The sequence below is a fragment of the Dongia rigui genome, from assembly GCF_034044635.1.
GTDB classification, from domain to species: domain Bacteria; phylum Pseudomonadota; class Alphaproteobacteria; order Dongiales; family Dongiaceae; genus Dongia; species Dongia rigui.
Map to the genome: position 1 here is coordinate 440,208 of NZ_JAXCLX010000002.1, position 11,592 is coordinate 451,799.

At 61.6% G+C, this 11,592-nt stretch carries 9 protein-coding genes and 1 riboswitch; of the genes, 6 read left to right on the forward strand and 3 right to left on the reverse strand.

Annotation, left to right across the window (positions count from 1 at the left end):
• Window positions 1-51: 51 nt before the first annotated feature.
• The 3 genes from SMD31_RS13555 to SMD31_RS13565 all read right to left on the reverse strand — a co-directional run bounded on the left by SMD31_RS13555 (window position 52) and on the right by SMD31_RS13565 (window position 4,650).
• Window positions 52-1,425 (reverse strand): glutamine synthetase family protein, encoded by a 1,374-nt coding sequence (locus SMD31_RS13555; protein ID WP_320501435.1) that lies wholly within the window; start codon window positions 1,423-1,425, stop codon window positions 52-54.
• A gap of 239 nt (window positions 1,426-1,664) precedes the next feature.
• A riboswitch (glycine riboswitch) is annotated at window positions 1,665-1,762 on the reverse strand.
• Between the two features lie 109 nt (window positions 1,763-1,871).
• Window positions 1,872-3,374: an amino acid permease gene (locus SMD31_RS13560; protein ID WP_320501436.1), complete on the reverse strand. Its 1,503-nt coding sequence runs from the start codon at window positions 3,372-3,374 to the stop codon at window positions 1,872-1,874.
• Window positions 3,375-3,744: 370 nt separating this feature from the next.
• On the reverse strand, window positions 3,745-4,650 hold the full coding sequence (locus tag SMD31_RS13565; RefSeq protein ID WP_320501437.1) for a LysR family transcriptional regulator: 906 nt from the start codon (window positions 4,648-4,650) through the stop codon (window positions 3,745-3,747).
• Between the two features lie 119 nt (window positions 4,651-4,769).
• On the opposite strand from SMD31_RS13565, the gene SMD31_RS13570 reads away from it, so the two are divergent.
• The 6 genes from SMD31_RS13570 to galU all read left to right on the forward strand — a co-directional run bounded on the left by SMD31_RS13570 (window position 4,770) and on the right by galU (window position 11,576).
• Complete coding sequence (locus tag SMD31_RS13570) at window positions 4,770-6,236, forward strand: 4-hydroxyphenylacetate 3-hydroxylase family protein (RefSeq protein WP_320501438.1); 1,467 nt, start codon at window positions 4,770-4,772, stop codon at window positions 6,234-6,236.
• Between the two features lie 4 nt (window positions 6,237-6,240).
• Window positions 6,241-6,765, forward strand: a complete 525-nt coding sequence (locus SMD31_RS13575; protein WP_407652134.1) for a RidA family protein — start codon at window positions 6,241-6,243, stop codon at window positions 6,763-6,765.
• A 13-nt stretch (window positions 6,766-6,778) separates the two neighbouring features.
• Window positions 6,779-7,468 carry a DUF1028 domain-containing protein gene (locus SMD31_RS13580; RefSeq protein WP_320501439.1) on the forward strand — a complete coding sequence of 230 codons (690 nt, stop codon included), beginning with the start codon at window positions 6,779-6,781 and terminating at the stop codon, window positions 7,466-7,468.
• 163 nt (window positions 7,469-7,631) lie between these two features.
• Window positions 7,632-9,695: a molybdopterin oxidoreductase family protein gene (locus SMD31_RS13585; protein ID WP_320501440.1), complete on the forward strand. Its 2,064-nt coding sequence runs from the start codon at window positions 7,632-7,634 to the stop codon at window positions 9,693-9,695.
• Between the two features lie 5 nt (window positions 9,696-9,700).
• Window positions 9,701-10,531 (forward strand): division plane positioning ATPase MipZ, encoded by an 831-nt coding sequence (locus SMD31_RS13590; protein ID WP_320501441.1) that lies wholly within the window; start codon window positions 9,701-9,703, stop codon window positions 10,529-10,531.
• A gap of 160 nt (window positions 10,532-10,691) precedes the next feature.
• Window positions 10,692-11,576, forward strand: a complete 885-nt coding sequence (galU, locus tag SMD31_RS13595; RefSeq protein WP_320501442.1) for a UTP--glucose-1-phosphate uridylyltransferase GalU — start codon at window positions 10,692-10,694, stop codon at window positions 11,574-11,576.
• Window positions 11,577-11,592 lie beyond the last annotated feature (16 nt).

An 11,592-nucleotide genomic window follows, 5' to 3' on the forward strand; every position in this document is an offset into this window, starting at 1 on the left:
AGAAACAGCGCCCGCATCTTCCCCTGAAGACGCGGGCGCTTTGATGACGGATCAGATGATTTCGAAATAGCGGGACAGTTCCCAATCGGTGATGTGCTTCCTGAACTCGCGCTCCTCATGCTCGCGGGTGCCGGCATGATGCTCGACGAAGGCGTCGCCGAAGAGGTCGCGGGCGGCCTTCGACTTGCGGAGGCGCTGCGCTGCTTCCCACAGGGTTTGCGGCAGGTCGAGCTTGGCCGGGTGCTTCATCTCATAGGAATTGCCGACGATGGCGGCCTGCGGCTCGATCTTGTGCTCGATGCCATAGAGGCCGGAACCGATCGCCGCGGCGAGCGCCAGATAGGGGTTACAATCGGCGGCGGCGATGCGGTACTCGACGCGCTGCGATTTTTCCGAACCCGGGATGACGCGGAGCGCACAGGTGCGGTTTTCGATACCCCAGGTGGCGTTGGTCGGCGCCCAGAAGCCGGGGATGAGGCGCGAGTAGGAGTTGACGGTCGGCGAGACCATGCCGAGCACTTCCGGCATCAGGGTCTGCTGACCGCCGATGAACCAGCGCATCTTGTCCGAGATGTTGTGCGGCTTCTTCGGGTCGTGGAAGACCGCCTTGCCATCCTTGCCTTTGAGCGAGATGTGGATGTGGCCCGACTGGCCGGGATAGGAGTTGGACCATTTCGCCATGAAGGTCGCCATCAGGCCGCGGCGCTGGGCCAGCACCTTCATGAAGGTCTTGAAGAGGGCAGCGCGGTCGGCGGCTTCGAGGGCCGAGCAAACGCCGAGCGCTGCCTCGAGGACGCCCGGGCCGGTCTCGGTATGAAGGCCCTCGATCGGCATGCGCATCTTTTCGCACATGTCGAGAATGTCCTGGTAGAGCTCGGACCAGACCGAATTGCGGATGACCGAATAGCCGAACCAGCCCGGCGTCATCGGCGTCAGATTCTTGTAGTTCTTCTCGCGCACGCTTTCGGGCGTTTCGTCGAACATGAAGAATTCGAATTCGAGTGCCGAATAGACGTCGAAGCCCATCTTCGCGGCGCGGTCGAGCACGCGGCGGAGTGTCCCGCGGGCGCAGATCTCTTCCGCCTTGTTGACGAATTCGCAGATGAAGAACAGGCCGTTGTCTTCCATCGGCAGGTCGCGGCAGGTCTCAGGGAGAATGCGCGCCCAGGCGTCGGGATAGGCGGTGTGCCAGCCGGTATAGTTGAGGCCGTCGATCAACTGGTCCTGGTTGTCCCAGCCCAGCACCACGTCGCAGAAACCGAAGCCGCCTTCGAGGGCGGAGAAGAACTTCGCCTTCGACATGTACTTGCCGCGCAGGATGGCATCACCATCGAACACGCCGACCTTGATATGCGTCAGGCCACGCTCTTCGACGATCTTCTTGGCCTGCGCGACGGTTTTAACCTGTTCCGGTTTCAACGGCATTTTTGTGAACCCCCTGTTCGAGATGATTTATAGAATTTAGGCCGCGCGGAAAGCGGCGGCAATGCGTGCGAAAGGTGTTTTAAAGCGGCTCCCCGACGTCGGGTTGGCTAGCGGCCGGCGGATGGTCCCTGCCGGTCAGCCCCCCTCTGTCCTTGAGACCTGAGAGATTCACTGGTCGAGCACCAGTTTACTCCGTCGGTGAGGCGACGACGTCCGGCGCCTGCTTTCCAGAGATGACGGGTCCGACCCTGGTCCTTTTGCCTGAGAGTTTCCGGGGGCGGTTGCTCCTTCGGCGCCGGCATTCTTGACGAATACCAGTCTCTCCCGAGGTCGGGAATTATGCGCGCGGAGTGTGTGATTGCCCCGTTGAAACGTCAAGCTGAAAAACGAAAAAGGGAGGCAGTTTGCACTGCCTCCCCAGATCGCTTGTTGAAGTGCTGTGGAGATTAGCTAGCGCCACCGATCGCCGCTTCTTCCTTGGCGATTTCCGCCTGACGCGCTTTGACGTCGGCTTCCGTGAGCGGCGGACCGGGGAACCGGCTCTTTTCGAAGGCGAACCAGACCACAATCAACAACACGATGACTGCGGCGAGGAACTGGCCAACCAGCTGATACGGTTCCTGGAAGCCGACAAAGGCGAGTACGGCGGCGCCGATGATGGCGACGACAGCAATCGGCTTCGACCAGATGCCGAGGTTGAACGGACCCTTCTTGGTCCAGCTCTTGCCTTCAGCCAGGAGGCCAGCGGCAATCGGCATCATGTAGGAGACATAGAGGAACACTGCGCAACCCGACGCCAGAATGATGTAGGCGTTGGCATCGGCGCCGGCAACGTAACCCAGAATGATGCAGAGGATTGCACCAACCCAGATGGCCGGACCAGGTGTGCGGTGGGTCGGGCTGACCTGACGCAGGAACTTCGACGCGCCCGGAATGCCGCCGTCACGCGCGAACGCGTAGATCATGCGCGAGAGCGAGGTCATGCCTGCCAGGGCGCAAAGATAGTTCGACAGCACGATGCCGACACCCAGAGCGCTCTTGAGGCCCGCGGGAACCGTGGTCGATTCCAGGGTCCAGTAGAACACCGACCAGCCCTGCTTGGCGCCTTCGGTGACATCCGGCATGGCGAGCAGGATGGCAACCACCAGCACCCAGCCGAACACAGCAGACCAGAACACGGAGGTCAGCATACCGCGCGGAACGGCACGCTGCGCATCACGGGTTTCTTCGGCAGTATGAGCCGACGCGTCGAAACCAGTGATGGTGTAGCAGACATGCAGCAGGCCCAGCACAAAGGCAAAGAACAGGCTGCCCGTGGCCGGCCATGTACCAGCGCCGGGATCACCGGTGTTGTTGGTAAAGGTCACGATGCGCGAGAAATCGAGCGGCACGGATGAGCCGAAGAGGAAGCTCCCGATCAGGATCACCGTAACGCCGAGGATGAGATAGCCCGAAAAATCGGTCAGGATCGTGGTGACCTTGATGCCGAAATAATTGAGCACGGCCTGGCTGAGCGTAATCAGCACGACCGCGATCAGCAGATGTGTCCCCGTGAAGCTCGCGCCATCGGCACCGAAGATGCCGACGAAGATGAGATCGCGGGCCAGAAGATAGACGCCGTAATTGACGGAAGAGACAACGAAGAGGAGACCAATCAGATTGATCCAGGCTGTCGCCCAGCCCCAGCCGCGGCCGCCAAGGATCGAACCCCAGTGGTAGAGGCCGCCCGCCGTCGGATAAGCCGAGGCGATCTGGCCCATCGCCGCAGCGACGACCAACGCAAAGAAAGAACCGACCAGCCAGCCGATGCCGATCGAGCCGCCGCCGGCCGCGCCGAAAGCGACCGTGTAGGCGCCGATACCGCCGGCGAGGATGCAGATGATGGAGAACGAGATCGCGAAGTTCTGGAACCCGCCCATGCGGCGGGACAGCTCCTGGGAATATCCCATGGAGTGGAGGACTTTTACGTCCTCGTCATGATGACTAGGCACAGACATTGATAACCCCCTCAGTTTGCGGTCCGACGCAGCGGCATTTCCCCTGCCGTTGGCTCTGCATGGACCAGACCCCCTCCGGATGGGTGGGGCCGTGTTTTCCGACTCAATGGTCGATTTCCCGCCAATCGGATGGTGCGAAGTATGCGCCGCATGATGAAAATGTAAAGATGGCGTTAACTTTTGCTGCCGATTCAATACGATGGGATACGCGTTTTGCATCCGCGAATTGACCGGCTGCGCAAGTTGCTGGGGTGTCGGCCTTTTGTCCTACTAATGCTGCGATTGGCGCGTAAGACGGTCTTGGCGCGAATGAAAACCTTCCTTAACCACGTTCGCGGGCGAAATGCTGGCGGCACAATTCGGCAAAGGCAGCTGCGCGCTTGGTCGGCCGCAGCTTCTTCAGGCGCACAAGGCCCAGCCGGGTCGGGCGCAGCTTCTCTTTGATGGGCAGGAAGACGAGACGTCTTCCATCCAGCGACCATTCGCTGCTGGGCCGCGAATGCATGATGGCGAAGGCATCGGAATTGGCGACCAGCCCGCGCACCATCTCGAAATTCGGCGTCTCATAGGCGACGCGCGGCTGCAGGCCTAAGCCATAGATGATGGAGAGGAAATAATCGCGGCTGTGGGGGAGGCCCAGGAGCACCATCGGGTAGGCGATGAGATCGGCGATGGCCACCGCCTTCTGTTTGGCGAGCGGATGGCCCTTGGCAAGGATGCAATGCAACGGCACTTCGGTCAGCGTCTCGAACTCGAGGTCATCATCGAGGCCGAGGTCATAGGTGAGGGCGAATTCGAATTCGCCGGCGCGCAACCCGTCGAGCACCCCTTGCACATGATGTTCATGCGGCTTCACGCTGATCTCGGGATGATGTGTCGATAGGGTGCCGATGAGGCGCGGCAGCACCAGTGGCGCCACCGTTTGAAAGCAGCCGATGTGGAGCTCGCCCGCCACATCTTGGCCCAACCCCATGGCGCCCTGGCGCACATCGTCGGCATGTTCGAGGAGGCTCTTGGCGTCGGTCAGAAGCTCGCGGCCCGCCGCGGTGAGGCTCAACCCCTGGGCATGGTGGCGCACGAACAGATCGACGCCAAAGCGGCTCTCCAACTCGGCAATCGCCGCTGAAACCGAGGGCTGGGAGATGTTGACCCGCTGTGCCGCCAGGGTGACGGACCCGGTTTCGGCGGTCGCCACGAAATAGCGCAGCTGCTTCAAGGTGAACGGCATTGGTAAATCCGATCCAAATCGAATGATAATAATATTTTCTCACTGCCGGCGTCGCCGGGCAAGATGGTTGCGAATTGGATGCATGCCAATGATCGGCGCCGGACAGGGGGAGACCATCAATGCTGCGCACCGGGGCCCAATACCGCGACAGTCTGAAGGACGGCCGGCAGATCTGGATCAATGGCGAGAAGGTAAAGGATGTGACGACGCATCCGGCCTTCAAGCCGATCGTCGACGTGCGCGCCCGTATCTATGACATGGCGCATGAGGAGAAGACCAAAGCGGTCATGTCCTATCGCGACGAGACGACGGGCCAGGAAAACTGCATCGGCTACAAGCTGCCGCATACCCAGGAAGATTGGCATGCCAAGCGCCGTGCCATCGACGCCGTCATGCGCGACATCAGGGGCTATGCCGTGCGCGTCGGTGACGAGACGGTGGGCGAGATGTGGTCGCTTTATGACGGCCGCGACATCCTCAACGAGGTCGATCCGCAATTCTCGAAGAATATCGAGCACCATATCCAGCACGTCCTCAATTCCGACACCTTCCATGTCTCGGCCAATACCGATCCCAAGGGCGACCGTTCCAAGCGGCCGCAGGACCAGGACCCGGACATGCTGCTGCATCTGGTGAAGGAGACCGACAAGGGCATCATCGTGCGCGGCGCCAAGTATGAAACCGCCGCGGCTTACGCCAACCAGGCCTTCGTCAAGCCCACCATTGCCAATTGGGGCGATGACAAGCTCAGCGATTACGCCCTGGGGTTCATCTGCGACATGGGTGCGCCGGGCTTGAAGCATATCTGCCGCTCCGGTTTCACCGGGCGCGCCTCGGCCGACGATTATCCGCTTTCCAACCGCGTGGACGAGGTCGACACGCTGCTGGTGTTCGACGACGTGCTGATCCCGTGGGAAAACGTGCTGTTCTATCGCCATACCAAGGCAGCGGCTTTTATCCGTGGCACGCTGCACCGCTACAGCGCCTATCCCTTCACGCTGCGGCTGCTCTACATCGCCGATCTGATGCTGGGGGCGGCGGCGTTCAACGCCCGGCAGACCGGCCTCGACGCGCAGCAGGCGGTGCGTGAAAAGTTGGCCCTTCTCATGCAGTACCGTGAGGCGATCAACGCCCATCTCATCGCGTCGATCACCATGGCGCAGCAGAGCCCTGGCGGATTGCTGATGCCCAATGCGTCGCTGCTGTTCACCGGGCGCTATGCCGCCATCAACCAGTTGCCGGCGATGATGCATCTGGCGCGCGAATTGTGTGGTGGGCAGATCTGTGTCACACCGGACAAGGCCACCTTCGACAATCCGGAAATCAAGGATTGGATGCAGAAATACTATTCGGTCAATGAATTCTGGCAGGCGGAGGATCGCCGCAAGCTGCTGGCCTTCGCGCGTGACCTGCTCAATTCCGACCGCGCCGGGCATATGGTGACGTTCGAGCTGTTCGCCCAGTCACCGCCCTTTGCACATCTCAATCACATCTATATGAATTTCGATATGTCGAACGCCCTATCCTATGTGAAGGATTGTGCCGGACTGTCGGACCGCGTCATGGACCAATGGAAGAAGAGCTGAGATAATGAGCTATAGCCACGTAAGACTGCGCAAGTTCAACACCAAGAAGACCTATCCCGAGCAGACCCTCGACAATGATCTGTCGATGTCGGTCCGTGCCGGCAACACGATCTTCCTGCGCGGCCAGGTCGGCCAGGCGCTCGATGGTTCGATGGTCGGCGTCGGCAGCGCCGCCCAGCAATCCGAACAGGCGATGCGCAATGTGAAGCAGCTTCTGGAAGAGCAGGGCGGGAAGCTTGCCGATATCTGCAAGATCGTCATTTACATCACCGACCCGCGTTACCGCGAGGATGTCTACCGCGTGGTGGGCAAGCATCTCAAAGGTGTCTATCCGGTCTCGACCGGCCTCGTCGTGCAAGGCCTCGCGCGGCCCGAATGGGTGATGGAAATCGACGCCTATGCGGTGATCCCGGAAAGTCGTATGAAGAATATCCAGGAGCCGCCCGCCGCGTTGCAATGGAAGGACACCGCCGACAAGGCGGACCGCGCCAAGAAAACAGCGAAGAAAAGGGCGGCCCGCAAGAAGTAAGGATAGGGCCCGGATGACCTTCTCGCTCGTTGGCCGTTGCGCCGATACCGGCATGTTCGGGGTGGCAATCACCACCTCCTCCATCGCTGTCGCCTCACGCTGTCCCTGGGCCAGGGCCGGCGTGGGGGCGGTTGCCACACAGAACGTCACCGATCCACGCCTTGGCAATCAGGGACTCGATCTGCTGGCGCAAGGGATGAGTGCGCCGGATGCGTTGAAGGCCTTGATGGCCAAGGCGCCATCGTCACAGCACCGTCAGGTGACGATCATCGACAAACAAGGGCGCACGGCGCACTGGACGGGCGCCAAGACGCTGGGCACCAACAATGTGGCCGAGGCTGAGGATTGCGTCGCCGCCGGCAATCTGCTGCAGAACCCGGATGTGCCGGCAGCCATGGTTAAGGCATTCGTGCAGTCGAAGGGCCGGCATCTCGCCGATCGGCTGCTGGCGGGATTGCAGACCGGCATTGTCGCGGGCGGTGAGATGGGGCCGGTGCATTCCGCCGGCCTTCTTGTTGTCCATGAACAGAGTTGGCCGCTGGCCGATCTCCGCGTCGATTGGAGCGACGACAATCCGGTCGTGCGTCTCAGGCGCCTCTGGGAAGATTACCAACCACAGATGGACGCCTATATCACCCGCGCGCTCAATCCCGACGCGGCACCATCCTATGGCGTGCCGGGCGATATGGGCGCCGACAAGTAGCCCGCGGCAATGCCGATTGCCCCGGCTGATCGGCGGCGCCGCAGAGATGGGCGCCGTTAAGAATCGGGGCGCCTGCGTCGATCACGTTGCCGGACCCCACGCCAACGGGTAGAGTGCCGCGAATGATGGCTACCCGGCCGAAAATTGGCTATGGCATTGAATTATGGCGCCTTTTGATATCGTCCACTCCGCTTGTCCGCATGATTGCCCCTCGACCTGCGCACTTGAGGTCGAGCGACTCTCGCCGACCGAGATCGGCCGCATCCATGGCGCGAAGGCGAACAGCTATACCGCCGGCGTCGTCTGCGCGAAGGTTGCGCGCTATGCCGAGCGTCAGCACCATCCGGATCGCCTGAGCCAGCCGCTGCGCCGGGTGGGTGAGAAGGGCGTCGGTCGCTCCGCCTATCAGCCCCTGAGATGGAGCGATGCCCTCGACGAAATCGCGGCGAAGTTCCAGGAGGCGGAGAAGCGCTTCGGCGCCGAGGCGGTGTTTCCCTATTACTATGCCGGCACGATGGGCCTGGTGCAGCGTGACGGTATCTTCCGCCTGACGCATGAGAAGAAATATTCGCGCCAGAAGAGCACGATCTGCGTAGCACTCTCGGATGCCGGCTGGGCGGCGGGCGTCGGCGTGATGCGCGGTGTCGACAGCCGCGAGATGGCGGAAAGCGATCTCATCGTGGTCTGGGGCGGCAACCCTGTCGCCACCCAGGTCAATGTGATGACCCACATCGCCCGCGCCCGCAAGGCGCGCGGGGCGAAATTGGTCGTCATCGATCCCTATCGCACCGGCACGGCGGAGGCGGCCGACCAGCATCTGATGCTGCGCCCCGGCACCGATGGTGCGCTGGCGGTGGCGGTGATGCATGTGTTGTTTGCCGAAGGGTTCGCCGATCGTGATTATCTGGCCCGCTATGCGGATGCGCCCGATGAGCTGGAGCGCCATGTGGCGAGCCGCTCGCCGGAATGGGCCGAGGCGATCACGGGGATTCCGGCGGCCACGATCCGCGATTTCGCCAGACTGTACGGTCGCCATAAAAAGAGCTTCATCCGGGTCGGTTACGGCTTTTCCCGGACGCGGAACGGCGCCGTCAATCTGCATGCCGTGAGCTGCCTGCCGACCATCACGGGTGCGTGGAAAGAGAAAGGTGGCGGAGCACATTATTCCAACCGCACCATCTACCATCTCAACAACACGCTCATCCAGGGCCTGGACATGGTCGATCCCTCGGTGCGCCAGCTCGACCAATCTCGCCTCGGTGCCATCCTTACCGGCGACAAGCGGGACCTCGGTGATGGCCCGCCGGTGACGGCGATGATCGTCCAGAACACCAACCCGATGAATGTCTGCCCCAATTCGAACCTGGTCCGGCAGGGCTTCATGCGGGACGACCTCTTCGTCGCGGTGCATGAGCAATTCATGACCGAGACGGCGGCGATGGCGGATATCGTGCTGCCGGCCACGACCTTTTTGGAGCATGACGATATCTATCGCGCCAGCGGCCACACGCATCTGCAGGTCACGCGCAAGGTGATTGAGCCGTTGGGTGAAGCAAAGCCCAATCACTACGTTATCGCGGAACTCGCCAAGCGGCTGGGAGCAAGCCATCGCGGGTTTGCCATGTCGGAATGGGAGATCATCGACGAGACGCTGAAGATTTCCGGCCACAAATCGGCCCAGGAACTCTATGACTCGCATTGGGAAGATTGCGCGCTGGATTTCGAGACGGCGCATTTCCTCAACGGTTTCGGCCATGCCGATAAGAAATTCCGCTTCAAGCCGGATTGGCCGGCGATCGGGCCGGATGTCGAAGGGCTGCCACCCTTGCCGGATTATGCAGCGCTCAATGACGCGACGAGCGAGAATTGCCCGCTGCGCCTGGTGACGGCGCCAGCGCGGCAGTTTCTCAATTCGACCTTCACGCCGACGCCCACCTCGCGCGCCAGGGAAGGGCGGCCGACATTGCTGGTGCATCCGCAAGACGGGGCGCGGTATCGCGTCGGCGATGGCGATGCGATTGAAGTCGGCAACGCCCGCGGCAAGATCCAGCTGCATGCCAAATTCTTCGATGGTTTGCTGCCCGGTGTCGTGGTGATCGAAAGCCTGTGGGGCAATGCCGATTTCCCGGGCGGGCTTGGCGTCAACGTGCTGGTCTCCGACGAGCCGGGCAAACCGGATGGCGGCGCGGTTTTCCATGACACGGCTGTCTGGATCAAGGCAGCCTGAACCGCATGGCAAAGTTGGGACCACACATCATCGTCCTGGGTAATGAAAAGGGCGGTTCCGGCAAGTCGACCACGGCGATGCACCTCATTGTGGCATTGCTGGCGGCTGGCAAGCGTGTCGGATCGATCGATCTCGACGCACGCCAGGGATCGCTCTCGCGCTATGTCGAGAACCGGCGCAAGACGGCGGAAGGCATGCTGACGCCGCTGCCGATGCCGACGCATATCCCGATCAATCAAAGCCAGACCGACAGCCGCGACATGGCGATGCGCGAGGACGAGGCAAATCTCGTCGCCGCCCTCGATCAGCTCAAAGACAACGACTTCATCCTCATCGACACGCCCGGCAGCGACAGTGCACTTTCCCGCGCCGCGCATATCCGGGCCGATACTTTGATCTCGCCCTTGAATGACAGCTTCCTCGACCTCGACCTCTTTGGCCGCATCGAGGATGAGGGGGCCACCATCCGACGTCCCAGCGTCTATGCCGAGACGGTGTGGGAGCAGCGGAAGCGGCGGGCGATGGCGGGCGGCAGGCCCATCGATTGGGTGGTGATGCGCAACCGCCTCTCCAGCCTCGATGCGCGCAACAAACGCGATATCGGCAAGCTACTGGAACACCTCGCCAAAAGAATCGGCTTTCGCATCGCGCCGGGTTTCACCGAGCGTGTCATCTTTCGCGAATTGTTTCCGCGCGGGCTGACACTGCTCGATCTTTCCAGGAAGGACGCCGGCGTCCAGTGGCGCATGTCCCATGTCGCCGCGCGGCAGGAGGTCCGCGACCTCCTTGACGCGCTCAATCTGTTGCCGCCGGCCGAAGCGGATATTCCTGCCTAGATTTTCACCAAAGTCACATTTTGGTGGGCAAAGCGGGCGGCGTCGCGTGTTGGTGCCGTGACGTTTGGGTAATATTGGCGACTTTTCACGCGCCGCCGCTTGTGCTGGCCTTTGGCCGCATGGCAGAAATGCTGCACTGCACTGTTTGAAGGACAATGGAATGATCAAACCGCTCAAGAAGGCCATCTTTCCGGTCGCCGGTCTCGGCACCCGTTTCCTGCCGGCCACGAAGTCCATGCCGAAGGAGATGCTGACCGTCGTCGACAAGCCCTTGATCCAATACGCGGTCGAGGAGGCCAAGGCGGCCGGGATCGAGGAGATGATCTTCGTCACGGGCCGCGGCAAAACGGCCCTCGAAGACCATTTCGATCATTCCTACGAACTTGAGGATACGCTGACTCGCCGCGGCAAGAAGGCTGAGTTGGAACTCCTCCACAAGATGCTGCCGCTGGCCGGCAACATCGCCTATGTCCGCCAGCAGAAACCCAATGGCCTGGGCCATGCGGTCTGGTGCGCGCGCCATTTCATCAAGGACGAAGCGGTTGCCGTCCTGCTGCCGGACGATCTGGTCCATGGCGACGTGTCGTGCATGAAGCAGATGGCCGACGTCTATCGCAAGGTTGGCGGCAACATCATCGCCGTCATGGAAGTGGCGCAGGAACACACCAGCCGCTACGGCATCCTGTCGCCGGGTAGCGACAAAGACGGCTTGGTCGAGGTGAAGGGCCTGGTCGAAAAGCCGTCGCCGGACAAGGCGCCGTCGCGCCTCGCGGTCATCGGCCGCTACATCCTGCAGCCGGAAATCTTCAACCACCTCGCCGCACAGGAACCGGGTGCGGGTGGCGAAATCCAGCTGACCGATTCCATGGCGCGCATGATCGGTGAGGTGCCGTTCCACGGCTATCGCTTCGAGGGGACGCGCTATGACTGCGGCGACAAGGCTGGCTTCGTTGAGGCCAATATTGCCCTTGGCATCGCCCACCCGATCGTCGGCAAGGCGGTCAAGGACGTGGTGGCCAGCATCGCCAAGACATTGCAGCTCTAAGCCCGGAATTTCCAGG

Coding starts and splice junctions, on each gene's coding strand:
- SMD31_RS13555 (WP_320501435.1), bottom strand. CDS start 1,425: ATGCCGTTGAAACCGGAACAGGTTAAAACCGTCGCGCAGGCCAAGAAG.
- SMD31_RS13560 (WP_320501436.1), bottom strand. CDS start 3,374: ATGGGATATTCCCAGGAGCTGTCCCGCCGCATGGGCGGGTTCCAGAAC.
- SMD31_RS13565 (WP_320501437.1), bottom strand. CDS start 4,650: ATGCCGTTCACCTTGAAGCAGCTGCGCTATTTCGTGGCGACCGCCGAA.
- SMD31_RS13570 (WP_320501438.1), top strand. CDS start 4,770: ATGCTGCGCACCGGGGCCCAATACCGCGACAGTCTGAAGGACGGCCGG.
- SMD31_RS13575 (WP_407652134.1), top strand. CDS start 6,241: ATGAGCTATAGCCACGTAAGACTGCGCAAGTTCAACACCAAGAAGACC.
- SMD31_RS13580 (WP_320501439.1), top strand. CDS start 6,779: ATGACCTTCTCGCTCGTTGGCCGTTGCGCCGATACCGGCATGTTCGGG.
- SMD31_RS13585 (WP_320501440.1), top strand. CDS start 7,632: ATGGCGCCTTTTGATATCGTCCACTCCGCTTGTCCGCATGATTGCCCC.
- SMD31_RS13590 (WP_320501441.1), top strand. CDS start 9,701: ATGGCAAAGTTGGGACCACACATCATCGTCCTGGGTAATGAAAAGGGC.
- galU (WP_320501442.1), top strand. CDS start 10,692: ATGATCAAACCGCTCAAGAAGGCCATCTTTCCGGTCGCCGGTCTCGGC.